Below are 24,142 nucleotides of genomic sequence, written 5' to 3'. Positions count from 1 at the left end.
CTAAAGGCAAAATGCCAGCCCGATCGGCTGGCATTTTTATCTCAAAAATTACTCCCGTGCCAGAGCATCTACTGGATCCAGTCGTGCCGCATTTCGTGCGGGTAACCAGCCAAATAAAATCCCGGTGGCCGTCGAGCAGAGAAACGCCAGCAGCAGCGCCAACGGTGAAAAACCAATCTCCCAGCCGGGTAAGAAAAGCTGCAAGGTGAAAGCAATTAACAGTGACAGTGTTATTCCCAACGCGCCACCGACCAGGCAAACCAGTACGGCTTCGATCAGGAACTGTTGCAAAACATCGCTTGCTCGCGCACCTACAGCCATGCGAATGCCAATTTCCCGCGTCCGCTCGGTCACTGACACCAGCATAATATTCATTACACCAATACCGCCCACCACCAGCGAAATCACCGCCACCAGCGTCAGAAACAGTTGTAAAGTACGTGTGGTCTTTTCAACAGTTTTCAAGACGCCGTCCATGTTCCAGGTAAAGAAATCCTTCTTACCGTGGCGCAGTGAAAGTAAACGCGTGAGTTGCTGTTCCGCCTCGGCGCTGTCAAATCCTTCTTTCACCCTGACAGTAATGGAGTTAAGCCACGACTGGCCCATAACTCGCCCGGACATCGTGCTGTAAGGTAGCCAGACACGCAGCACTTTACTGCTACCAAACATCGACTGTTTTTCTTCCGCCACACCAATGACTCTGGCGGGCATATTGCCGACCAGAATCACCTCGCCAACCACATCTGCTTTATGGGGGAAAAGCTGGCGGCGAGTATTACTGTCGAGAACCACGACCTGCGCACGACCGTTCAGCTGCTCCTGATTAAAGGTGTTTCCTTCACTGAAGGTCATGCCATAGACATTAAAATAATCGCCGCTCACGCCATTGGCACTGGCAGCAACATCAACATTGTTATAACGCAGGCGCAGGTTTTGCGAGACGGCAGGTGTGGCTGAGGCGACCCACGGTTGTTTTTGGATGGCGATTAAGTCGTCGTACTTCAGCGCCTGCTGATATTGCGGATCGTCATCGCCAAAATCTTTCCCGGGATAGACATCAATAGTATTCGTACCAATAGAACGAATATCCGCCAGCACCATTTGTTTGGCGGCGTCACCCACCACGACAATGGAAACCACCGACGCAATACCGATAATAATCCCCAGCATGGTCAGTAAAGTACGCATTTTATTCGCTGCCAGCGCCCGCCATGCCATCGTCAGCGCCTCGTTAAAACCGCTGACAAACTGCCGCCAGCCAGACACTGTATTGACAACAGGCTCCGTCCCGCCAGCAACATTCACTTTTTCAATGGCGGGAGGATTGCGCACAATTTCGCCGTCGCGAATTTCGATCACCCGCTCGGCCTGAGCAGCGACCTGCGGATCGTGGGTGACGATAATCACCGTATGCCCGCGATCGCGCAGCTGATGCAGGATCGCCATCACCTCTTCGCCAGAATGGCTGTCCAGTGCGCCGGTCGGTTCATCGGCAAGAATTACCTGACCGCCGTTCATCAATGCCCGCGCGATGCTGACGCGCTGTTGCTGACCACCCGAAAGCTGTGCCGGATAATACTCTGTACGGTCTTCCAGCCCCAGCCGTTGCAGCAACTCCTGGGCACGAAGCAGTCGCTGTTTCCGCTCAAGACCGGCATAGACGGCGGGTACTTCAACGTTCTGCTCGGCGGTTAAATGCGAAAGCAAATGGTAACGCTGGAAAATAAAGCCGAAATGCTCGCGGCGCAGTTGCGCCAGCGCATCGGCGTCCAGCGTGGCAATATCCTGACCGGCTACGCGATAGGTGCCGCTGGTGGCCTTATCCAGGCAGCCGAGAATATTCATCAGGGTCGATTTACCGGAACCCGAAGCGCCAACAATCGCGACCATCTCACCCGCATAAATATTGAGGCTGATGCCCTTCAGCACCTCAACCTGCTCATCACCGGCAGGATAGCTGCGACGAATATCCTTTAATTCGAGCAAAGGCGTCATTGTGCAGCTCCTGGTTTGGCCTCACCAATCACCACTTCATCGCCCGCTTCCAGCCCTTTGACAATCTCAACATCGGTATCGTTACGTGCGCCAATCGTCACTTCACGCTCGCGTGTTTCACCATTACGCAACAATTTGACTTTATAACGATTATCGCCAACCGGATCGCCTAACGCCGACAGAGGGATCGTCAACACATTTTTCACATCGGTGAGCTGAATATGCACTTGCGCGGTCATATCCAGCCGCAGCAAACCATTGGGGTTGGGTACTTCAAAACGGGCGTAATAGAAAATAGCGTCGTTTACCTTTTCCGGCGTCGGTAGCACATCCTTGATTTGCCCCTCGTAGCGCGTCAGTGGATCGCCAAGCACCGTAAACCAGGCTTTTTGCCCCGGCTTCAGGTGGATTACATCCGCTTCAGAAACCTGCGCTTTTACCAGCATAGTGCTCATATCTGCCAGCGTCAGAATGTTCGGTGCTTGCTGTGCGGCAATCACCGTCTGGCCTTGCAGAGTGGTGATTTGCGTCACTTCCCCGCCCATCGGGGCAACGATACGGGTGTAATCGAGATTGGTTTTAGCCGTATCGAGAGAGGCCTGATTGCGCTTGATTTGCGCGTCAATGGTGCCAATTTGCGCCTGTTTCACAGCCATCTCCGTCGCGGCGGTATCGAGATCCTGCAGTGAAACCGCTTGCGTTTGTGCCAGACGTTGCTGACGGGAATACGTCACCCGCGCCAGTTTCAGCTCCGCTTCCGCCTGCTGCCGCTGCGCGCGTAGCTCCATCAGCGTTGCTTCGACCTCCTTGATCTGGTTTTCAGCCTGTTCAGGATCAATGACCCCTAAAAGCTGGTCTTTTTTTACTTTATCGCCAATCGCCACCGACAGCGTTTTCAACTGACCGCTGACCTGCGCGCCTACGTCAACCTTACGCAGCGCGTCCAGCTTTCCGGTCGCCAGCACGCTTTGCTGTAAATCACCGGGGCGCACAATCAGTGTCTGATAAGTCGGCACGGGTGCGTTAAGAATTCTCCATAACGTAATCAGTCCGGCGATGACTATCACCAGCGCAATAACGTAACGCTTCTTCACGGTTTTCCGCTTTTTCATAAATATTCTGAATACTCCACATGCCAATCCGGGTCATTAACTTCAACGAAATATCAACAAAACCCTAAAATTTACGTTAGTAATCACACTATTGATGTTTGGTTAAGATACGCAATGGTGAAATCGACGTCATGTATAACCATTGATTTCATGAATATGTCGCAGCTAACTGAACGGACCTTTACGCCATCTGAATCTCTCAGCAGCCTGTCACTTTTTCTTAGTCTGGCACGTGGACAGTGTCGGCCGGGTAAATTCTGGCATCGCTGTAGTTTTCGCCAGAAATTTTTGCTGCGCTCGTTGATTATGCCGCGTTTAAGCGTTGAGTGGATGAACGAACTTTCCCACTGGCCTAATCTCAATGTGTTGTTAACGCGCCAGCCGCGACTGCCTGTGCGTCTGCATCGCCCTTACCTTGCGGCGAATCTTAGCCGTAAGCAATTGCTGGAGGCGTTACGTTACCATTATGCGTTACTCCGCGGGTGTATGTCGGCGGAAGAATTCAGCTTATATTTGAATACCCCCGGGCTGCAACTGGCTAAACTGGAAGGCAAAAACGGTGAGCAGTTCACGCTTGAGCTGACCATGATGATCTCAATGGATAAAGAAGGTGACAGCACAATCCTGTTCCGCAACAGCGAAGGTATTCCTCTGGCAGAGATCACGTTTACCCTGTGTGAATATCAGGGGAAAAGAACGATGTTTATTGGCGGACTGCAAGGCGCAAAATGGGAAATTCCACATCAGGAAATCCAGAATGCGACGAAAGCCTGCCACGGGCTATTTCCCAAACGCCTCGTGATGGAAGCGGCCTGTCTGTTTGCCCAACGTTTGCAGGTAGAGCAGATTATTGCCGTCAGCAATGAAACGCATATTTACCGCAGCCTGCGTTATCGCGATAAAGAAGGCAAGATCCATGCTGATTACAACGCGTTCTGGGAGTCGGTTGGCGGCGTATGTGATGCTGAACGCCATTACCGCCTTCCAGCACAGATAGCACGAAAAGAGATTGCCGAAATCGCCAGTAAAAAACGGGCTGAATACCGTCGGCGCTATGAGATGCTCGACGCTATTCAGCCACAAATGGCCACGATGTTTCGCGGTTAATCCGCGCGACCGCGCGCCAGCCACAGCACGCGTGAGAACATTTTTTTCAGCAGCGTTGGTACGGAGTCCACACCACGACGTCCTGCCTCCATTGCCACTTCAATGGCAAGATCGGGTTTGGAAGAGCGATGGATCGCTTTCGAGATAATTTTGCGTAGATTCATCGGTACATTTTCCGGGATTTGCGCCACGCGGTGGAACACATCGGAAAATCCCTGGCGATACATAAAATGTTCCATATCCAGCGCCGGTAACGCCGTTAAATGTTCTCGTTCGGCTTCCCGATCGTTATTCAACAGGCTGCGTACCGTAGCGGCATATTTCTTCCCTGCTTCATCGCCATCGACCAGTACATGCCATTCAATCCCCATTCGGCGGGCAAATTTAACCAGTGGCTTTAGCCCGGACTGGGCAAACTCAATGACCTTGATCCCTTCGGCATCAAAATGATGTCCGCACTGACGCGCCAGTTCATTGATAACCCAGGTTTCCGTTTCCCCTTCCACCAGCAACCAGCAGCGAGCAAACAGCGATGACGGACGATTAAAACGAATGTGAAAAGAGATGCGGCGGCTGTCTTCGGTGCTCAAGCCACTTGGCCCCAGACGCCAGGCGGCAACACGAGAAGATTCACGCACCAGGCGGCAAACATGTTCCACTGGAGTTAACGAAAGCAGCTCGCCAGAGTTGGTGGTAGCAATACGCTGTAAAGGCAAAAGATTCAACAGATGCCAGGCAACGGAAAGCATAATCGGATGCAGGCGGGTTTCTGGATCTTCAATTAGCAATAACGGACGCGCGTCTTTATCCAGTCGCAATGTGCCTTTTGCCTGCAATAAAGTAGCAAACAGGCCGAGCAAAATAACCCGATACGAGCGCCCTCCAGGTCGGTCAATCATCCGGTTGATGATGTCCAGATAGCGCCAGCTTCGTTGCTCATTGCTGGCCCGCCGCCGCATTAAACGATATCGCGCCTGTCCAGCCCCCTGCTCAGAGAAATAATGCTCAAGCAACTGCACCATTGCGGAAAGTCCCTGACGAATCTGTCCATCAGAGAGATTTTGCGGATGTGAGGACAACTCACGGGCGAGGAAATCGAGCTGGCGCGCGGTGACTTCCACATTGGGGACATTTGGCACCGTGCCGTTACGAATACGGCGCATAAAACGGGCATCACGCAAGCGCAGCACCGGCATTAAACGCACCAGATGGCGTGCCTGATCGTTAATATCCTCAACATCAATCGGATGTCCGTCTTTATCGAGAAAACTGCGCAGTGTCATCACGCTGCCGTCTTCCGCACTCTCCCCTTCCAGACGATAAAAAATACGGTGATAGCCATCGGTGCATGGCGTCCAGCACGCTTCCAGCGGCCGATAACGGCGAACCCGATGTCGGCCTGGCAGCGATTCGCGGAAGGTCAAAATAATATGCAGATGATGTTCTCGCCCGTTGATATCTCCCGGCGGGAACCAGAAATCGTCGCGCTCAAAATGGTAGAGATCTGATTCTGGCGATAGCAGCAGGGTTAAGGCGTCCAGCAAGCTGGATTTACCCCACGCGTTCTCCCCAATCAGGACGTTGTTTTGTTCGAGCATCAACGACAAACGGTTGATACCGCGAAAACCCACAATTTCAACGCGCTCAAGAATCATATCCCCTCCAGAAATATGTGACTTATCCTTTACGCTGGCAGTATAACGGGAAAGGCCTTGCTAATACGTGATGACATCACATTTAAGCATGGCAATTGTCTGAAAAATGAGCGAATAATCGCGTTATACTCCCTCTTGCTGATAAGCCCGCAAAAACAACAAAATCAAATAATTAGCATGATAAATTATTTTTTATTACGCCTAAAGGATTAAATCTTTTGCTTGCACTACACTGTCAATCAGACAAATGACTATATGGGGCAACCCGCTGTTGCCCTAAATCAAATTTACTGGATTTATTTATCTGGTGAATGACTCGCCTTCGTTTTTAAAATAGCCGCGCATTATTTCCGTCGTCATTTTTTACGACGACCCTATAAAACGACCCTATTTTTCACAGGGTCAATTTTTAATTGAGGTGGATATGTTCAGAAAATTAGCAGCTGAATGTTTTGGTACTTTCTGGCTTGTTTTTGGTGGCTGTGGTAGTGCTGTACTGGCCGCAGGCTTCCCGGAATTAGGCATTGGTTTTGCCGGCGTGGCGCTGGCATTTGGTTTGACCGTTCTGACGATGGCCTTCGCTGTTGGTCATATTTCTGGTGGTCATTTTAACCCGGCGGTCACTATTGGTTTATGGGCTGGCGGACGTTTTCCGGCAAAAGAAGTCGTTGGCTACGTGATTGCCCAGGTTGTCGGCGGTATTGTTGCAGCGGCGCTGCTGTATTTAATTGTCAGTGGTAAAACGGGTTTTGACGCGGCAGCCAGCGGTTTTGCTTCTAACGGTTATGGCGAGCATTCACCAGGCGGTTATTCCATGCTTTCCGCGCTGGTAGTTGAACTGGTATTGAGTGCGGGCTTCCTGTTAGTGATCCACGGTGCAACCGACAAATTCGCTCCGGCAGGTTTTGCGCCGATCGCTATTGGTCTGGCCTTAACCCTGATTCACTTAATCAGTATTCCGGTGACTAACACTTCTGTTAACCCGGCGCGCAGCACCGCGGTTGCTATCTTCCAGGGCGGCTGGGCATTAGAACAACTGTGGTTCTTCTGGGTGGTGCCAATTGTCGGCGGCATTATCGGTGGTCTGATTTACCGGACTCTGCTGGAAAAGCGTGATTAATTAGCATTGGCATTTTATCTGCCCTGGTTGTTTTATCTTCGACATTACAAACCGCACGGGTATTGGTGGCGTCAAAATCGCTGAAGCGTTCCCCGAAGGCCGGGGCAGCCCACATGGATGTGGGCTGAGGGCGCGTCTTACAGGACGTTACCTCGCGCCCGACCTGGTTGCCGAAGGGGATAAGCTGAAGGTACCGCGCAGCGGCGATTTTGTTCGCCAGAGCCCGGGGGTGCAGGGGGCGGCGGCGACTGGCTGCCCCCTGCGCGCTCCCTCCGCCAGTGGCTTTATATGGCATTGCACATGAAAGGAGCGCAACAATGCTAAACACTCAGATAGGATTAAAAATCCCCCTCTGATGCATAACATTTCCTTTTAATTGCAACTTTACTCGTCCTTCCGCTTTCAGTAGTGTGTCATCGCGCATTTCGACTTCTTCTTTGCAAGGACTGGATTTTCATGTTTTCTGGGCTGTTAATCATTCTGGTTCCCCTGATTGTGGGTTACCTCATTCCGCTTCGCCAACAAGCTGCGTTAAAAGTTATTAATCAGCTATTAAGCTGGATGGTTTACCTTATTCTCTTTTTTATGGGTATCAGTCTGGCGTTTCTCGATAACCTCGCCAGTAACCTGTTGGCGATTCTGCATTATTCTGCCGTCAGTATTACCGTTATTTTACTGTGTAATATTGCCGCCCTGATGTGGCTGGAGCGAGGCCTGCCGTGGCGCAACCACCATCAGCAAGAAAAACTCCCGTCGCGTATTGCGATGGCGCTGGAGTCGCTAAAACTGTGCGGCGTAGTAGTGATTGGTTTTGCCATTGGTCTGAGTGGACTGGCTTTCTTACAACACGCGACCGAAGCCAGTGAATACACGTTAATTTTGCTACTTTTCCTCGTTGGTATTCAGTTGCGCAATAATGGCATGACCTTAAAGCAGATTGTCCTTAATCGCCGGGGAATGATTGTCGCCGTGGTGGTGGTTGTCAGTTCATTAATTGGTGGTTTAATTAACGCCTTTATTCTTGATCTCCCCATCAATACCGCGCTGGCAATGGCCTCCGGTTTCGGCTGGTATTCTCTTTCCGGTATTTTATTGACCGAATCTTTTGGTCCGGTAATCGGGAGCGCGGCGTTTTTTAATGATCTGGCCCGTGAACTGATTGCTATTATGTTGATCCCTGGGCTGATTCGCCGCAGCCGCTCTACTGCACTGGGCTTATGCGGTGCCACATCAATGGATTTCACCCTGCCCGTTCTTCAACGTACTGGCGGGCTGGATATGGTCCCGGCGGCAATTGTTCACGGTTTTATTCTTAGCCTGTTAGTGCCGATCCTCATCGCCTTTTTCTCTGCGTAATACCTCTCTGGCGGTAGATCCCTGCCGCCAAAATTGCGCTAAATCAATCTCCCTTAAAGTTGCATGAAAAATCCCTTTTATCCCCGCGTTAAGCGTCTTAACCTTAAACATGTATATTAAATATAACTTTAAAAGGTGTGATCATGTTTTGTGTGCAATGTGAACAAACTATCCGTACTCCGGCAGGAAACGGCTGCTCATACGCGCAGGGGATGTGTGGTAAAACGGCGGAAACTTCTGACCTTCAGGATTTACTCATCGCGGCGCTGCAAGGGCTTTCTGCCTGGGCGGTAAAAGCGCGTGAATACGGCATCATCAACCACGATGTTGACAGCTTCGCGCCACGTGCCTTTTTCTCAACCCTGACCAACGTTAACTTCGATTCTCCGCGTATTGTCGGCTACGCTCGTGAAGCGATTGCCTTGCGCGAGGCGCTGAAAGCACAATGCCTGGCTGTAGATGCCAACGCGCGCGTCGATAACCCGATGGCTGACCTGCAACTGGTGAGCGATGATCTCGGCGAGCTGCAACGTCAGGCAGCAGAATTTACCCCTAACAAAGATAAAGCGGCGATTGGCGAAAACATTCTCGGCCTGCGTCTGCTGTGCCTGTATGGCCTGAAAGGTGCGGCGGCCTATATGGAACACGCGCATGTTCTCGGTCAATACGACAACGATATTTATGCCCAGTACCATAAAATCATGGCGTGGCTGGGGACCTGGCCTGCCGATATGAACGCGCTTCTTGAGTGTTCAATGGAAATCGGCCAGATGAACTTCAAAGTGATGAGCATTCTGGATGCAGGCGAAACCGGTAAATACGGTCACCCGACGCCAACCCAGGTCAACGTCAAAGCGACGGCGGGTAAATGCATTCTGATTTCCGGTCACGATCTCAAAGATCTCTACAACCTGCTGGAACAGACCGAAGGCACGGGCGTTAATGTCTACACCCACGGCGAAATGCTGCCTGCGCATGGCTACCCGGAGCTGCGTAAATTCAAGCATCTGGTCGGTAACTACGGCAGCGGCTGGCAGAATCAGCAAGTGGAGTTCGCTCGTTTCCCTGGCCCCATCGTGATGACCTCGAACTGCATCATCGACCCAACCGTAGGCGCTTATGACGATCGTATCTGGACCCGCAGCATCGTTGGCTGGCCTGGCGTGCGTCATCTGGATGGCGAAGATTTCTCTGCGGTCATCGCCCAGGCGCAACAAATGGCGGGCTTCCCGTACAGCGAAATTCCTCACCTGATCACCGTGGGCTTTGGTCGCCAGACGCTGCTTGGTGCAGCCGATACGCTGATTGATCTGGTTAGCCGTGAAAAACTGCGTCATATCTTCCTGCTTGGTGGCTGTGACGGCGCACGCGGCGAGCGCCACTACTTCACCGATTTCGCCACCAGCGTGCCGGATGACTGCCTGATCCTGACCCTCGCCTGTGGTAAATATCGCTTTAACAAACTTGAGTTTGGCGATATCGAAGGTCTGCCGCGTCTGGTAGATGCAGGTCAATGTAACGATGCTTACTCAGCAATTATTCTGGCTGTCACTCTGGCAGAGAAACTGGGCTGTGGTGTGAACGATCTGCCGCTGTCGCTGGTGCTCTCCTGGTTTGAACAGAAAGCGATTGTCATTCTGCTGACGCTGCTTTCTCTGGGCGTGAAAAATATCGTCACCGGCCCGACTGCACCTAGTTTCCTGACACCAGACCTGCTGGCGGTGCTGAACGAGAAATTCGGCCTGCGTTCTATCACCACTGTTGAAGAAGACATGAAGCAACTGTTGAGCGCGTAAGGAGTTTGTCGATGACGATGCCAACGAATCAATGCCCGTGGCGGATGCAGGTTCATCACATTACGCAAGAAACGCCGGATGTGTGGACGATTTCCCTGATTTGCCACGATCACTACCCATATCGCGCCGGGCAATATGCACTGGTCAGCGTGCGAAACTCAGCGGAAACGCTGCGTGCTTACACCATTTCCTCCACGCCAGGCGTGAGTGAATATATCACCCTGACCGTGCGGCGGATTGATGACGGTGTCGGCTCCCAGTGGCTGACGCGCGATGTAAAACGCGGTGATTATCTCTGGCTTTCGGACGCGATGGGGGAATTTACCTGCGACGATAAAGCAGAAGATAAATTCCTGTTGCTGGCGGCAGGCTGCGGCGTCACGCCGATTATGTCGATGCGTCGCTGGCTTGCGAAGAACCGTCCACAGGCCGATGTGCGGGTGATCTACAACGTGCGTACGCCGCAGGATGTTATTTTCGCCGATGAGTGGCGTAACTATCCGGTAACGCTGGTGGCAGAAAATAACGTTACCGAAGGCTTTATCGCTGGTCGTCTCACTCGCGAACTGCTGGCAGATGTACCTGACTTAGCTTCACGTACCGTGATGACCTGCGGCCCGGCTCCGTATATGGATTGGGTAGAGCAGGAAGTGAAAGCGCTCGGCGTGACGCGTTTCTTTAAAGAGAAATTCTTCACCCCAGTAGCAGAAGCGGCGACCAGCGGTCTGAAATTCACCAAACTGCAACCGGCACGAGAATTTTACGCCCCGGTTGGCACCACGCTACTGGAGGCGCTGGAAAGCAATAACGTTCCGGTTGTCGCTGCCTGCCGTGCGGGTGTTTGCGGCTGCTGTAAGACAAAAGTGGTTTCCGGTGAATATACGGTGAGCAGTACAATGACGCTGACCGACGCCGAAATCGCTGAAGGTTACGTACTGGCCTGCTCCTGCCATCCGCAGGGGGATTTGGTTCTCGCATAATCGCCTTATGCCCGATGATATTCCTTTCATCGGGCTATTTAACCGTTAGTGCCTCCTTTCTCTCCCATCCCTTCCCCCTCCGTCAGATGAACTAAACTTGTTACCGTTATCACATTCAGGAGATGGAGAACCATGAAACAAACGGTTGCAGCTTATATCGCCAAAACACTCGAATCGGCAGGCGTGAAACGCATCTGGGGAGTCACGGGCGACTCTCTGAACGGTCTTAGCGACAGTCTTAATCGCATGGGCACCATCGAGTGGATGTCCACCCGCCATGAAGAAGTGGCGGCGTTTGCCGCTGGCGCTGAAGCACAACTTTCAGGAGAACTGGCGGTCTGTGCCGGATCGTGCGGCCCAGGCAACCTGCACTTGATCAACGGCCTATTCGATTGCCACCGCAATAACGTTCCGGTACTGGCGATTGCCGCTCATATTCCCTCCAGCGAAATTGGCAGCGGCTATTTCCAGGAAACCCACCCACAAGAGCTATTCCGCGAATGTAGTCACTATTGCGAGCTGGTTTCCAGCCCGGAGCAGATCCCACAAGTGCTGGCAATTGCTATGCGCAAAGCGGTGCTTAACCGTGGCGTTTCCGTTGTTGTGTTACCGGGCGACGTGGCGTTAAAACCTGCGCCAGAAGGGGCAACCACGCACTGGTATCATGCGCCACAGCCAGTCGTGACGCCGGAAGAAGAAGAGTTACGCAAACTGGCGCAACTGCTGCGTTATTCCAGCAATATCGCCCTGATGTGTGGCAGCGGCTGCGCGGGGGCGCATAAAGAGTTAGTTGAGTTTGCCGGGAAAATTAAAGCACCTATTGTTCATGCCCTACGCGGTAAAGAGCATGTCGAATACGATAATCCGTATGATGTTGGAATGACCGGGTTAATCGGATTCTCGTCAGGTTTCCATACCATGATGAACGCCGACACGTTAGTGCTACTCGGTACTCAGTTCCCCTACCGTGCGTTCTACCCGACCGATGCCAAAATTATTCAGATTGATATTAATCCAGCCAGCATCGGCGCACATAGCAAGGTAGATATGGCGCTGGTCGGCGATATCAAATCAACCCTGCGCGCATTGCTGCCACTGGTGGAAGAAAAAACCGATCGCAAGTTTCTGGATAAAGCGCTGGAAGATTACCGCGATGCCCGCAAAGGGCTGGACGATTTAGCTAAACCGAGCGAGAAAGCCATTCACCCGCAATATCTGGCGCAGCAAATTAGTCATTTTGCCGCCGATGACGCCATCTTTACCTGTGACGTCGGCACGCCAACGGTATGGGCGGCACGTTATCTGAAAATGAACGGCAAGCGTCGCCTGTTAGGTTCGTTTAACCACGGTTCGATGGCTAACGCCATGCCGCAGGCGTTGGGTGCGCAGGCAACCGAGCCGGAACGTCAGGTGGTCGCCATGTGCGGCGATGGCGGTTTTAGCATGTTGATGGGCGATTTCCTCTCAGTAGTGCAGATGAAACTGCCGGTGAAAATTATCGTCTTTAATAACAGCGTGCTGGGCTTTGTGGCGATGGAGATGAAGGCCGGAGGTTACCTGACAGACGGTACTGAGCTGCACGACACCAACTTTGCCCGCATTGCCGAAGCGTGCGGCATTACGGGTATCCGTGTAGAAAAAGCCTCTGAAGTTGATGAAGCCCTGCAACGCGCCTTCTCTATCGACGGTCCGGTGTTGGTGGATGTGGTGGTCGCCAAAGAAGAATTAGCCATTCCACCGCAGATCAAACTCGAACAGGCCAAAGGTTTTAGCCTGTATATGTTGCGCGCAATTATCAGCGGACGCGGCGATGAAGTGATCGAACTGGCGAAAACGAACTGGCTAAGGTAAAAAGGGTGGCATTTCCCGTCATAATAAGGACATGCCATGATTGATTTACGCAGTGATACCGTTACCCGACCGAGCCGCGCCATGCTCGAAGCGATGATGGCCGCCCCGGTTGGGGACGACGTTTACGGAGACGACCCTACCGTTAATGCTCTGCAGGACTATGCAGCAGAGCTTTCCGGTAAAGAAGCCGCCATTTTTCTGCCTACCGGCACTCAGGCCAACCTGGTCGCTCTGCTCAGTCACTGCGAACGTGGCGAAGAGTATATTGTCGGTCAGGCCGCGCATAACTATCTGTTTGAAGCCGGTGGCGCAGCGGTGCTGGGCAGTATTCAGCCGCAACCCATCGACGCGGCTGCCGACGGCACGCTACCGCTGGATAAAGTGGCGATGAAAATCAAACCCGACGATATCCATTTCGCCCGCACCAAATTACTCAGTCTGGAAAACACCCACAACGGCAAAGTGCTGCCGCGTGAATACCTGAAAGAAGCATGGGAATTTACCCGCGAGCGCAATCTGGCGCTGCATGTTGACGGTGCGCACATCTTTAATGCCGTGGTGGCTTACGGCTGCGAACTGAAAGAGATCACGCAATATTGTGATTCGTTCACCATTTGCCTGTCGAAAGGTCTTGGGACGCCAGTCGGTTCATTACTCGTCGGTAATCGTGATTACATTAAACGTGCCATCCGCTGGCGGAAAATGGCCGGTGGCGGGATGCGTCAGTCCGGGATTCTGGCTGCCGCCGGGATGTATGCCCTGAAAAATAACGTCGCACGGTTGCAGGAAGATCACGACAACGCCGCCTGGATGGCGGAGCAACTGCGTGAAGCAGGCGCGGATGTGATGCGTCAGGACACTAATATGCTGTTTGTTCGCGTCGGGGAAGAAAATGCTGCCGCGTTAGGCGAATACATGAAAGCGAGAAACGTGCTGATTAACGCCTCGCCGATTGTCCGCCTGGTGACGCATCTTGACGTCTCGCGCGAACAACTGGCGGAAGTCGCCGCCCACTGGCGCGCATTCCTGGCGCGTTAAGGAGAGAGACGTGCCGCAACGCATTTTAGTTCTCGGTGCCAGTGGCTACATTGGTCAGCATCTGGTGCGCACACTCAGCCAGCAAGGGCATCAGATCCTGGCGGCGGCACGTCATGTCGACAGGCTTGCAAAGCTGCAACTGGCAAACGTCAGTTGCCATAAAGTCGATCTCAGCTGGCCGGATAACCTTCCTGCCCTGTTGCAGGATATCGATACCGTCTATTTTCTGGTGCACAGCATGGGCGAAGGCGGCGATTTTATCGCTCAGGAGCGCCAGGTGGCTCTCAACGTCCGCGATGCGCTACGTGAAGTACCAGTTAAGCAATTAATCTTTCTCAGTTCGTTGCAGGCCCCGCCACATGAGCAGTCGGATCATCTGCGAGCTCGTCAGGCTACGGCGGACATTCTTCGTGAAGCGAATGTACCAGTGACCGAACTTCGGGCCGGAATTATCGTTGGCGCAGGTTCAGCGGCGTTCGAAGTCATGCGCGATATGGTCTACAACCTGCCAGTGTTAACGCCGCCACGCTGGGTACGTTCACGCACCACGCCCATCGCGCTGGAAAACTTGCTGCACTATCTGGTGGCGCTGTTAGACCATCCAGCCAACAAACACCGCATCTTCGAAGCCGCCGGACCAGAGGTGCTCAGTTATCAGCAACAGTTTGAACATTTTATGGCGGTGAGCGGTAAGCGCCGCTGGTTGATCCCCATCCCCCTCCCCACCCGCTGGATTTCGGTGTGGTTTCTCAATGTGATTACTTCCGTACCGCCCACCACCGCCAGGGCGTTGATTCAGGGGCTGAAACACGATCTGCTGGCAGATGATACCGCGCTACGTGCACTCATCCCACAACGGCTGATCGCTTTCGATGACGCGGTACGTAGCACGTTGAAAGAGGAAGAAAAACTGGTCAACTCCAGCGACTGGGGCTACGACGCTCAGGCCTTTGCCCGCTGGCGACCGGAGTACGGTTATTTCGCCAAACAGGCGGGGTTTACCGTTAAAACGTCCGCCAGCCTTGCGGCTTTATGGCTGGTGGTGAACCAAATCGGCGGTAAAGAGCGTTATTTCTTTGGCAATATTTTGTGGCAGACACGGGCGTTGATGGACCGCGCGATCGGTCATAATCTGGCGAAAGGCCGCCCGGAGCGCGAATATTTACAGACCGGCGATGCGGTGGATAGCTGGAAAGTGATTGTCGTTGAACCGAAAAAGCAACTTACGTTGTTATTTGGCATGAAAGCGCCGGGGCTGGGACGACTGTGTTTTACCCTGGAAGATAAAGGTGACTATCGTACTATCGATGTCCGCGCTTTCTGGCATCCGCACGGTATGCCGGGGCTGTTTTACTGGTTATTGATGATCCCCGCGCATCTGTTTATTTTTCGCGGAATGGCAAAACAAATCGCCAGACTGGCAGAACAAAGCACAGATTAATCGACAAAACCTGCGTTATTCTTTCATGTTTCCCATTGCATCATGGGGGAAATCACGGAAGAATGCGCACGTCATTTTCTCAACAACAGTGGATTGATATGAAGGTACTGGTTACCGGCGCCACCAGCGGCTTAGGTCGAAACGCGGTAGAGTTTTTATGCCAGAAAGGCATCAGCGTGCGTGCGAGCGGTCGCAACGAAGCAATGGGTAAATTGCTGGAAAAAATGGGCGCAGAGTTTGTTCTGACGGATCTGACCGAGCTGGTTTCATCACAAGCTAAAGTGATGCTCGCGGGCATTGATACGCTGTGGCACTGCTCCAGCTTTACCTCACCCTGGGGGACACAACAGGCTTTCGATCTGGCTAACGTTCGCGCCACTCGCCGCCTGGGTGAATGGGCTGTCGCCTGGGGTGTGCGTAACTTTATTCATATCTCTTCCCCCTCCCTGTACTTCGATTATCACCACCATCGCGATATTAAAGAAGATTTTCGCCCTCACCGCTTCGCCAACGAGTTTGCCCGCAGCAAAGCAGCCAGCGAAGAAGTGATCAATATGCTTTCGCAGGCGAATCCACAAACGCGCTTTACTATTCTGCGCCCACAAAGTCTGTTCGGACCGCACGATAAAGTCTTTATTCCCCGTCTGGCGCATATGATGCACCACTACGGCAGTATTCTGTTACCGCATGGCGGCAGTGCGCTGGTCGATATGACCTACTATGAAAATGCCGTGCACGCAATGTGGCTGGCAAGCCAGGAAGCCTGCGATAAGCTACCTTCCGGGCGTGTGTACAACATCACCAACGGCGAGCATCGCACACTGCGCAGCATCGTGCAGAAGCTGATCGACGAGTTGAATATTGACTGTCGTATTCGTTCCGTCCCTTACCCGATGCTGGATATGATCGCCCACAGCATGGAGCGTTTAGGCCGCAAGTCAGCAAAAGAGCCGCCGCTGACCCACTACGGCGTCTCCAAGTTGAATTTTGACTTTACGCTGGATATTACGCGTGCGCAGGAAGAGTTAGGTTATCAGCCGGTCATCACCCTGGATGAAGGCATCGAGAAAACTGCCGCCTGGCTACGCGACCACGGAAAACTGCCGCGCTAATCCTGCCCGTATTTCTCCAGCAATGCTTCGGCAATCGCCTGAGTTTCTGCATCCGCTTCGCCGTTATATAACGTCGGGCGGAAATGCATCTGGAATGCCATAATCACGCGCCGCTGCTCGCGCGGTGTCATATCAGGTTTTACGTCATAACCGTAGCGCGCCAAAAGCTCCAGCAATGACGCGGTATCTACCGGTGTGTGCGGCGCGCGCCCGGCAAGGTAAAAGTTCACCCGCTGCGCATCCGGCCAGGCACCAATCCCCTGCTGCGCCAGTTGCTGCCAGGGAAATAATGGCCCCGGATCGTCTTTGCGCTGCGGTGCGATATCCGCATGTGCCACTACGTTTTCCGGCTTGATGTGATAACGGGCAATAATATCTTTCGCCAGCGGAATAAGCGCCTGAATCTGTGCCTGTTCAAACGGGGCAAAATATTTCACTCCGGATGATTTTTGCCAGCCACGGTTTTCCAGCTCAATGCCAATAGAGGTGTCGTTAAGGCGCGTTGCCCCGCGCCAGGCGCTAATCCCCGCATGCCAGGCCAGTTCTTGTTCCGGCACCAGTTGCCAGATGCGCGGTTTACCGTTGTATCGCGGTGGCACCGCAGGGATCAGATAATGCGAGCTGACCTGCTTATCAGTCAGTGTCGCCAGCGAGCTATCAAAATCATCTGCGGTGTAGTGGATCACCAGCACTTTAATGCGCGGATACGCCGCCTGCGCCTGGTGTCGGGTATCAAGCTGATATCCCTCTTTCTCGACAATGCCTTTTTCGCCTGCACACCCTGCCAGTAACAGAGCGGCAGCGACCAGCCAGAAGACTCTTCTCATCGACGCGTTTTCACCGCCGTACCGCTGACGCTAACCATCAGCATACTGCCGTTTTGCCCGACCGTTTCGTAGTCGATATCAATACCAACTACGGCATCGGCCCCCAGCGCCCGCGCCTGGGAGCCTAATTCCTCAAAGGCGATCTCCCGTGCTTTACGCAGTTCTTTTTCATACGCACCGGAACGTCCGCCAACGATATCGCGGATACCGGCAAAGAAATCACGGAAAATATTGGCACCTAAAATCGCTTCGCCGGTCACCACACCGCAATATTCAACGATGGTCTGGCCTTCCAGAGTTGGGGTTGTAGAAAATTGCATGATCGATCTCCTTGTTTGTTAAGCCTTCGATCTCTAAAGCATTATCGGACTGATATGCCATGTTGGGAAGAAGGTTTTGATCAGTTTAGGAAATCATCTCATTGTGTCAAAAACACCCACTTAAGTCTTTACGATTATCCGTTGCATAACCCGATATTGGTTTCATTATAGGGTACCGCTTACCTGTCTTATTATGTTGCACCAACAACATTAATGAGCGGAAAGAGGCAACTTATATTGTAAATGACTCCTAAAGTCTTCCCCATCTTGTGACTGAGGTCTATACCGCTGGATTGCTTTTTGGTCAGCCGCCGCAAAACAAGAAAGTAATAAGATCTCAATGCTTTTGTCATTAATATAAGCGAAGATCATTCTTGCAAACTCGTATATAAACGCCCGATCCTGAGCGCTTAATAGTTTAATACAATATTTATTTTTAAGAGAGAAAATAATTTCAAGGAAAGCATCCGCAGCAACCTTCACGTTATTCCCGGCGTTCATATTATATATATCCCTTGCACAGATAGAGTACAGAGATAGTAAACAGCCATACAAATAATCACTTATTAATTCTTTTGTCCATTTTACAGGCAACCAGGGTTTTATCTTGACACCATGCATACTACATTCATGAAAAAGACATTTGCTGAGATTAACTCTTATCATATCAACATTGAAAAAATTGCAGTTAATAAATTTTAAAGAATGAGTATTTACGTTATTAATTTTAACAGATCTAAACGAAATATTTTTGAATGCACTGTTTATTACATTGCTATTTGTTATTTTAACATCACCTAAACTGCCGTTTTCAAAACAACATTTTTTCAATATGCTTTCATTCACAACAGTGTGTGATAAATAGAGATTACTTATGTTTTGCTTTATTAATGCCACGTCATTAAAATGACTATATTTAATGAAACAACCATCATTGAGTAGTGTTTTAAGATTGACTAAATTACTTGCATCTTCACGTACCATCGTGGCAACTGGAACAGGCAGAGACATGAAAACTTCTTCATTCACCATCAAGTGAATCATGCATTGCGTTCCCTTTGTCATATCCACACTTACGCTACAAATATCGTGGTAATGCGAAGAGTGCATTTCAGGAAACAGATTAAACACGGTATCTTGAAAGGCACTAAATCGTGTTAATAAATCCTGATAATGAACAGGTTTTGTTTCAAAATTATCATCAGCAAATCCAAGCACTATTGCATGCTCTACATCTAACGCAGTTTCAAATGACTCTTCTTCTGTAAAATCATTATTTAAAACCTCACCTGACGTATTATCACTGTCATAAAAAGTGCTCATCAATGCGATATTGTTTGTTACAGCGTCTTTATCGATATTCTCACTAATAGCATATCGCCTGCTATAATCATAAAAATGAATAAATGCGTCCTTTATAAAGGATATATATTGTTCTTTGTTAAAGTCAATACGACTGTATAACTTTTCAAAAATCACATTCGCAATCTTACTACCAATGGTATACCTGTATAATAATGGGTGCGATTCAATCGTAAAATACTTATCTAATTGTTCTTGTAATTTATTCTCATAGTCCAGTGGGAAAAGAAACTGTTGTCTTTCAAGTTTTCCATTCGATACATTACGTATTCCAATAGAGATTCTTTCATTACCCGCTTTTATTTCAACTTCGTTATCTTCTGATTTACCCAGATATTTTTTAACATCAATCTCGAAAGCATTGCTAAAAAATGTATTAAATTGGTAATTCGCTGATGGAATATTTTCCGCGAGCAACACATCATTTTTTATGAGATCACTGTCAGCATTTATTGCTAATATCAGATGCAAGTAGATGGTATCCCATGTAGACAACTCACCCTTACGACTGGAATTTAATATCGCGAAAAATTCCCTCAGTGAATCCAGGAAATTATCACTTTGATTTAGTTGTGTGCCTGGAAATGATGATGCTTGATCAGATATATTGTTTATCATATTAAAAATCATCCAAGAAAAACGATAATCCACCGAACTCCTCGCGCTTTATAATTATAAAAGCACAACACCTTTTGTATTCATATTAATTAACGAAATACTGAAGCAATTTAATTTATTCTTCACTCAAATTCATTAGCTTAAATTCTTTACCCACAATTGTAGCATAAATAATATTATCGAGAGTCAAAGCTGGGACTATCAAATTTCGCTCATTTTCAAAAATACAACGTAATTTTGGCAATCATCTTAATCGCAGGATCTCTTATCGCATGTGAAAAATTTTGTAATGATTAGACAATAACCGCATTCATTTATCACGCGTTATAAATGTGAAACTGGCTTCTTGCAGATGCTCTTAACCTCTACAGGAGGATTTATACCACCATTTCAGAACTATCATATTTACCTTAAATGATCATTTCAGCCATATAACACGCTCAACCTCACAAATGGTTTACACTGTCTATTGTTTGGGTAATTTAAGTAAGTCAGCTACGAGCAACCTTGAGTGGGTAGCCAGCAATGGACTCAAACCCAATCAGGTGTTCAGATTGTTTCAGAATTGTATTAAAAACAATGTATTAAATAATCTGATAGCGTTTGGTCGTAGTGTGACGCAGACAGCAAGCTAATAAGGAAATGATTATGCGCTACCGTTCACTATCTCTACTTATTCCATGTGCACTGCTGCTGAGTGCCTGTACCACCGTCACGCCAGCTTATAAAGATAACGGCCCCCGCACCGGTTCCTGTGTCCAGGGAGGGCCTGACAGTGTGGCTCAACAATTCTACGACTACCGCATTCAACATCGCAGCAATGACATTACCGCCCTGCGCCCCTATTTGAGTGACAAACTGGCAACCCAACTTAGCGATGCCAGCCGCGATAATAGTCATCGTGAATTGTTAAGCAGCGATCCGTTCTCCAGTCGAACCACCTTGCCAGACAGCGCCCACGTTGCCAGTGCATCGACTATCCCTAATCGTGATGCCCGTAACATTCCATTGCGGGTGGATCTCAAACAGGGTGACCAGGGCTGGCAGGATGAAGTGTTAATGATTCAGGAAGGCCAGTGTTGGGTCATCGACGATGTGCGCTACTTAGGCGGTAGCGTTCATGCCACGGCGGGTACGCTCCGTCAGTCCATCGAGAATCGCTAACGCCTTGATCAACCAATAAACCACGTAAATTATCCGGCATTTCGTGAGGAATGCCGACATTTATGCTCACCGACCACCGCCCCCGTTATTTTGTGCTATGTTTATTGAATAATGCGCTTTGCTTTTAACTTTTAAAGCATAAATATTGCATAATTATTCTGTCAAAGGTACTATCTTCGACCTCAATAGCTATCAGACTGCCAGTATACGAGTGTCAATGAGTATTCAATTAAACGGCATTAATTGCTTCTACGGCGCGCATCAGGCGCTGTTCGATATCACGCTGGATTGCCCACAGGGCGAAACGCTGGTGTTACTTGGCCCCAGCGGCGCGGGTAAAAGCTCGCTGCTGCGTGTACTCAATCTGCTTGAGATGCCGCGCTCCGGTACGCTCAACATTGCAGGCAACCATTTCGATTTCACCAAAACACCCTCTGACAAAGCGATTCGCGATTTGCGTCGTAACGTTGGCATGGTGTTTCAGCAATACAACCTGTGGCCGCATCTGACCGTGCAGCAAAACCTGATTGAAGCGCCCTGCCGTGTACTGGGGTTGAGTAAAGATCAGGCGCTGGCCCGTGCAGAAAAACTGCTGGAACGTCTGCGTCTCAAACCTTATAGCGATCGTTACCCGCTGCATCTTTCTGGTGGTCAGCAGCAGCGTGTTGCTATTGCCCGTGCGTTGATGATGGAACCGCAGGTACTGCTGTTCGATGAACCGACCGCCGCACTGGACCCGGAAATTACGGCACAAATCGTCAGCATCATTCGTGAGCTGGCAGAAACGAATATTACCCAGGTGATCGTCACCCACGAAGTTGAAGTGGCGCGTAAAACCGCCAGCCGAGTGGTGTATATGGAAAATGGTCATATCGTAGAACAAGGCGACGCGAGCTGCTTTACCGAGCCGCAAACCGAAGCATTTAAAAACTATCTCTCTCACTAAGATTCGGGATAACAACAATGAAAAAAGTTCTGATTGCCGCGTTAATTGCAGGTTTTAGTCTTTCCGCCACAGCTGCCGAAACCATTCGTTTTGCTACCGAAGCCTCCTATCCTCCGTTTGAATCGATTGATGCAAACAACCAGATCGTTGGTTTTGACGTCGACCTGGCACAGGCACTGTGTAAAGAGATTGATGCAACCTGTACTTTCTCTAACCAGGCGTTTGACAGCCTGATCCCAAGCCTGAAATTCCGTCGCGTAGAAGCAGTGATGGCGGGCATGGATATCACTCCGGAGCGTGAAAAGCAGGTACTGTTTACTACCCCGTACTATGACAACTCTGCCCTGTTTGTGGGTCAGCAAGGCAAATACACCAGTGTTGATCAGCTGAAAGGCAAAAAAGTCGGCGTTCAGAACGGGACGACACACCAGAAGTTCATTATGGATAAGCACCCGGAAATCACCACCGTTCCGTATGACAGCTACCAGAACGCAAAACTGGATCTGCAAAACGGGCGTATCGACAGCGTATTTGGTGACACCGCAGTGGTCACTGAGTGGCTGAAAGATAACCCAAAACTGGCGGCAGTGGGCGATAAAGTGACCGATAAAGATTATTTCGGTACTGGCCTCGGCATCGCGGTACGTCAGGGCAACACTGAACTGCAGCAGAAACTCAACACTGCGCTGGAAAAAGTGAAGAAAGATGGCACTTACGAAACCATCTACAACAAATGGTTCCAGAAGTAATTCCTGATGAATGAATTTTTTCCTTTAGCAAGCGCCGCCGGGATGACCGTCGGCCTTGCCGTTTGTGCATTGATTGTCGGGCTGGCGCTGGCGATGTTCTTTGCGGTATGGGAGTCAGCGAAATGGCGTCCTGTCGCGTGGGCAGGTTCAGCGCTGGTAACCATTCTGCGTGGCCTGCCAGAAATTCTGGTAGTGCTGTTTATCTATTTTGGCTCCTCGCAGTTACTGCTGACGCTTTCGGATGGCTTCACTATCAATCTTGGGTTCGTGCAGATCCCGGTGCAGATGGACATTGAGAACTTCGACGTGAGTCCGTTCCTTTGTGGTGTCATCGCTCTGTCACTGCTGTATGCCGCCTATGCCTCGCAAACGCTGCGCGGCGCGTTGAAAGCTGTACCGGTGGGCCAGTGGGAATCTGGTCAGGCGCTGGGGCTGTCGAAATCGGCTATCTTTTTCCGTCTGGTGATGCCGCAGATGTGGCGTCATGCGCTGCCTGGCCTCGGTAACCAGTGGCTGGTGCTGCTGAAAGATACCGCGCTGGTCAGTTTGATTAGTGTGAATGATTTAATGTTACAAACCAAAAGCATTGCTACTCGTACCCAGGAACCATTTACCTGGTACATTGTGGCGGCGGCGATTTACCTGGTGATCACCCTGCTCAGTCAGTACATTCTCAAACGCATTGACCTGCGCGCGACACGTTTTGAGCGGAGGCCCAGCTAATGTTTGAGTATTTACCCGAGCTGATGAAAGGGCTGCACACCAGCCTGACGCTAACCGTTGCCTCGCTGATTGTGGCACTGATTCTGGCATTGATTTTTACCATCATCCTGACGCTGAAAACGCCGGTGCTGGTGTGGCTGGTGCGGGGTTATATCACGCTGTTTACCGGTACGCCGCTGCTGGTGCAGATCTTCCTGATTTATTACGGGCCGGGCCAGTTTCCGACGTTGCAGGAGTATCCGGCACTGTGGCATTTGTTGTCAGAACCGTGGTTATGTGCGCTGATTGCGTTATCGCTGAACAGTGCGGCGTATACCACGCAGCTGTTTTACGGTGCAATTCGTGCGATCCCAGAAGGTCAGTGGCAGTCCTGTAGCGCCCTGGGAATGAGCAAAAAAGATACGCTGGCGATCCTGCTGCCGTATGCCTTTAAACGCTCGCTCTCTTCTTATTCCAACGAAGTGGTGCTGGTGTTCAAAAGTACCTCTCTGGCTTACACCATTACGCTGATGGAAGTGATGGGATACAGCCAGTTGTTGTACGGACGCACCTACGATGTAATGGTGTTCGGTGCGGCAGGGATTATTTACCTGGTCGTCAACGGCCTGCTGACGCTGATGATGCGTCTGATCGAGCGCAAAGCACTGGCATTCGAACGGCGGAATTAATGTAGCTGCGTACATTCGCCGGGGGGATTTGTAGGTCTGATAAGACGCGCCAGCGTCGCATCAGACATCAGCACGGTGCCTGTGCCGGATGCGGCGTGGACGCCTTATCCGGCCTACATAGTGCATAAATTCTTATAATGAAGACGGACAACTAACTAAGTTATCCGTCTTTTTTTATTTCATTTAAATTATTTAATCATGT

The 24,142-nt window shown here is 50.5% G+C and carries 20 protein-coding genes; 14 read left to right on the top strand and 6 right to left on the bottom strand.

The window, feature by feature from the left end:
• Window positions 1-48 precede the first annotated feature (48 nt).
• On the bottom strand, window positions 49-1,995 hold the full coding sequence (gene macB, locus ACUU1I_RS02820) for a macrolide ABC transporter ATP-binding protein/permease MacB (RefSeq protein WP_000188162.1): 1,947 nt from the start codon (window positions 1,993-1,995) through the stop codon (window positions 49-51).
• On the bottom strand, window positions 1,992-3,107 hold the full coding sequence (gene macA / locus ACUU1I_RS02815) for a macrolide transporter subunit MacA (RefSeq protein ID WP_000746448.1): 1,116 nt from the start codon (window positions 3,105-3,107) through the stop codon (window positions 1,992-1,994). The genes macB and macA overlap by 4 nt, the downstream gene beginning before the upstream one ends.
• A gap of 150 nt (window positions 3,108-3,257) precedes the next feature.
• On the opposite strand from macA, the gene ACUU1I_RS02810 reads away from it, so the two are divergent.
• A complete protein-coding gene (locus ACUU1I_RS02810; RefSeq protein WP_005067329.1) occupies window positions 3,258-4,214 on the top strand; it encodes a VirK/YbjX family protein in 957 nt (318 codons plus the stop codon).
• On the opposite strand, the gene ACUU1I_RS02805 is transcribed toward ACUU1I_RS02810, so the two are convergent.
• Window positions 4,211-5,869 carry an ATP-dependent endonuclease gene (locus tag ACUU1I_RS02805; protein ID WP_000599806.1) on the bottom strand — a complete coding sequence of 553 codons (1,659 nt, stop codon included), beginning with the start codon at window positions 5,867-5,869 and terminating at the stop codon, window positions 4,211-4,213. The two genes, ACUU1I_RS02810 and ACUU1I_RS02805, sit on opposite strands and share 4 nt — an antisense overlap.
• 424 nt (window positions 5,870-6,293) lie before the next feature.
• Between ACUU1I_RS02805 and aqpZ the strand changes: the two genes are divergently transcribed.
• The 8 genes from aqpZ to ACUU1I_RS02765 all read left to right on the top strand — a co-directional run bounded on the left by aqpZ (window position 6,294) and on the right by ACUU1I_RS02765 (window position 16,563).
• Window positions 6,294-6,989, top strand: a complete 696-nt coding sequence (gene aqpZ, locus ACUU1I_RS02800) for an aquaporin Z (protein ID WP_005067324.1) — start codon at window positions 6,294-6,296, stop codon at window positions 6,987-6,989.
• A 456-nt stretch (window positions 6,990-7,445) separates the two neighbouring features.
• Complete coding sequence (lysO, locus tag ACUU1I_RS02795) at window positions 7,446-8,345, top strand: L-lysine exporter LysO (RefSeq protein ID WP_000491142.1); 900 nt, start codon at window positions 7,446-7,448, stop codon at window positions 8,343-8,345.
• 143 nt (window positions 8,346-8,488) lie between these two features.
• Window positions 8,489-10,141 carry a hydroxylamine reductase gene (gene hcp, locus ACUU1I_RS02790; RefSeq protein WP_000458819.1) on the top strand — a complete coding sequence of 551 codons (1,653 nt, stop codon included), beginning with the start codon at window positions 8,489-8,491 and terminating at the stop codon, window positions 10,139-10,141.
• Between the two features lie 11 nt (window positions 10,142-10,152).
• Window positions 10,153-11,121 (top strand): NADH oxidoreductase, encoded by a 969-nt coding sequence (hcr, locus tag ACUU1I_RS02785; protein WP_000178655.1) that lies wholly within the window; start codon window positions 10,153-10,155, stop codon window positions 11,119-11,121.
• 132 nt (window positions 11,122-11,253) lie between these two features.
• On the top strand, window positions 11,254-12,972 hold the full coding sequence (poxB, locus tag ACUU1I_RS02780; RefSeq protein ID WP_000815384.1) for a ubiquinone-dependent pyruvate dehydrogenase: 1,719 nt from the start codon (window positions 11,254-11,256) through the stop codon (window positions 12,970-12,972).
• A 36-nt stretch (window positions 12,973-13,008) separates the two neighbouring features.
• Window positions 13,009-14,010: a low-specificity L-threonine aldolase gene (ltaE, locus tag ACUU1I_RS02775; protein WP_000566361.1), complete on the top strand. Its 1,002-nt coding sequence runs from the start codon at window positions 13,009-13,011 to the stop codon at window positions 14,008-14,010.
• Window positions 14,011-14,020: 10 nt separating this feature from the next.
• A complete protein-coding gene (locus ACUU1I_RS02770) occupies window positions 14,021-15,451 on the top strand; it encodes an SDR family oxidoreductase (RefSeq protein ID WP_001136549.1) in 1,431 nt (476 codons plus the stop codon).
• Between the two features lie 98 nt (window positions 15,452-15,549).
• Window positions 15,550-16,563 carry an NAD-dependent epimerase/dehydratase family protein gene (locus ACUU1I_RS02765; RefSeq protein ID WP_005067316.1) on the top strand — a complete coding sequence of 338 codons (1,014 nt, stop codon included), beginning with the start codon at window positions 15,550-15,552 and terminating at the stop codon, window positions 16,561-16,563.
• Here ACUU1I_RS02765 and amiD read toward each other — a convergent pair.
• From amiD to ACUU1I_RS02750, 3 genes are all read right to left on the bottom strand, one after another.
• A complete protein-coding gene (gene amiD, locus ACUU1I_RS02760; protein ID WP_001255158.1) occupies window positions 16,560-17,390 on the bottom strand; it encodes an N-acetylmuramoyl-L-alanine amidase AmiD in 831 nt (276 codons plus the stop codon). The genes ACUU1I_RS02765 and amiD overlap by 4 nt on opposite strands.
• Window positions 17,387-17,710 carry a heavy metal-binding domain-containing protein gene (locus ACUU1I_RS02755; protein ID WP_001160737.1) on the bottom strand — a complete coding sequence of 108 codons (324 nt, stop codon included), beginning with the start codon at window positions 17,708-17,710 and terminating at the stop codon, window positions 17,387-17,389. Before ACUU1I_RS02755 ends, amiD begins: the two co-directional genes overlap by 4 nt.
• A gap of 210 nt (window positions 17,711-17,920) precedes the next feature.
• Entirely contained in the window at window positions 17,921-19,690 is a 1,770-nt protein-coding gene (locus ACUU1I_RS02750) for a pentapeptide repeat-containing protein (RefSeq protein WP_005067311.1), read from the bottom strand.
• A gap of 648 nt (window positions 19,691-20,338) precedes the next feature.
• Between ACUU1I_RS02750 and ACUU1I_RS02745 the strand changes: the two genes are divergently transcribed.
• The 5 genes from ACUU1I_RS02745 to artM all read left to right on the top strand — a co-directional run bounded on the left by ACUU1I_RS02745 (window position 20,339) and on the right by artM (window position 23,940).
• Entirely contained in the window at window positions 20,339-20,854 is a 516-nt protein-coding gene (locus ACUU1I_RS02745) for a lipoprotein (RefSeq protein WP_001270662.1), read from the top strand.
• A 217-nt stretch (window positions 20,855-21,071) separates the two neighbouring features.
• Window positions 21,072-21,800, top strand: coding sequence for an arginine ABC transporter ATP-binding protein ArtP (artP, locus tag ACUU1I_RS02740; RefSeq protein WP_000027205.1), 729 nt, complete (start codon window positions 21,072-21,074; stop codon window positions 21,798-21,800).
• Between the two features lie 17 nt (window positions 21,801-21,817).
• Complete coding sequence (artI, locus tag ACUU1I_RS02735; RefSeq protein WP_000756575.1) at window positions 21,818-22,549, top strand: arginine ABC transporter substrate-binding protein ArtI; 732 nt, start codon at window positions 21,818-21,820, stop codon at window positions 22,547-22,549.
• Between the two features lie 6 nt (window positions 22,550-22,555).
• The gene (gene artQ / locus ACUU1I_RS02730; RefSeq protein ID WP_001001691.1) at window positions 22,556-23,272 is read left to right on the top strand and encodes an arginine ABC transporter permease ArtQ; all 717 of its coding nucleotides are present in this window, start codon (window positions 22,556-22,558) and stop codon (window positions 23,270-23,272) included.
• Window positions 23,272-23,940 carry an arginine ABC transporter permease ArtM gene (gene artM / locus ACUU1I_RS02725; protein WP_000464491.1) on the top strand — a complete coding sequence of 223 codons (669 nt, stop codon included), beginning with the start codon at window positions 23,272-23,274 and terminating at the stop codon, window positions 23,938-23,940. Before artQ ends, artM begins: the two co-directional genes overlap by 1 nt.
• Window positions 23,941-24,142 lie beyond the last annotated feature (202 nt).

The sequence above is a fragment of the Shigella sp. SIG3 genome (genome assembly GCF_053555855.1).
Note: the sequence above shows the minus strand (reverse complement) of the source record. Positions and strands in the feature narration are given on the sequence as shown.

Bases quoted from the DNA above. Each gene is read 5' to 3' on its own strand.
- poxB (WP_000815384.1), top strand. From the start codon at position 11,254: ATGAAACAAACGGTTGCAGCTTATATCGCCAAAACACTCGAATCGGCA.
- ACUU1I_RS02750 (WP_005067311.1), bottom strand. From the start codon at position 19,690: ATGATAAACAATATATCTGATCAAGCATCATCATTTCCAGGCACACAA.
- macB (WP_000188162.1), bottom strand. From the start codon at position 1,995: ATGACGCCTTTGCTCGAATTAAAGGATATTCGTCGCAGCTATCCTGCC.
- ACUU1I_RS02755 (WP_001160737.1), bottom strand. From the start codon at position 17,710: ATGCAATTTTCTACAACCCCAACTCTGGAAGGCCAGACCATCGTTGAA.
- artQ (WP_001001691.1), top strand. From the start codon at position 22,556: ATGAATGAATTTTTTCCTTTAGCAAGCGCCGCCGGGATGACCGTCGGC.
- hcr (WP_000178655.1), top strand. From the start codon at position 10,153: ATGACGATGCCAACGAATCAATGCCCGTGGCGGATGCAGGTTCATCAC.
- artP (WP_000027205.1), top strand. From the start codon at position 21,072: ATGAGTATTCAATTAAACGGCATTAATTGCTTCTACGGCGCGCATCAG.
- hcp (WP_000458819.1), top strand. From the start codon at position 8,489: ATGTTTTGTGTGCAATGTGAACAAACTATCCGTACTCCGGCAGGAAAC.
- ACUU1I_RS02810 (WP_005067329.1), top strand. From the start codon at position 3,258: ATGAATATGTCGCAGCTAACTGAACGGACCTTTACGCCATCTGAATCT.
- macA (WP_000746448.1), bottom strand. From the start codon at position 3,107: ATGAAAAAGCGGAAAACCGTGAAGAAGCGTTACGTTATTGCGCTGGTG.
- ACUU1I_RS02765 (WP_005067316.1), top strand. From the start codon at position 15,550: ATGAAGGTACTGGTTACCGGCGCCACCAGCGGCTTAGGTCGAAACGCG.
- ACUU1I_RS02745 (WP_001270662.1), top strand. From the start codon at position 20,339: ATGCGCTACCGTTCACTATCTCTACTTATTCCATGTGCACTGCTGCTG.
- artI (WP_000756575.1), top strand. From the start codon at position 21,818: ATGAAAAAAGTTCTGATTGCCGCGTTAATTGCAGGTTTTAGTCTTTCC.
- aqpZ (WP_005067324.1), top strand. From the start codon at position 6,294: ATGTTCAGAAAATTAGCAGCTGAATGTTTTGGTACTTTCTGGCTTGTT.
- lysO (WP_000491142.1), top strand. From the start codon at position 7,446: ATGTTTTCTGGGCTGTTAATCATTCTGGTTCCCCTGATTGTGGGTTAC.
- ACUU1I_RS02805 (WP_000599806.1), bottom strand. From the start codon at position 5,869: ATGATTCTTGAGCGCGTTGAAATTGTGGGTTTTCGCGGTATCAACCGT.
- ltaE (WP_000566361.1), top strand. From the start codon at position 13,009: ATGATTGATTTACGCAGTGATACCGTTACCCGACCGAGCCGCGCCATG.
- artM (WP_000464491.1), top strand. From the start codon at position 23,272: ATGTTTGAGTATTTACCCGAGCTGATGAAAGGGCTGCACACCAGCCTG.
- amiD (WP_001255158.1), bottom strand. From the start codon at position 17,390: ATGAGAAGAGTCTTCTGGCTGGTCGCTGCCGCTCTGTTACTGGCAGGG.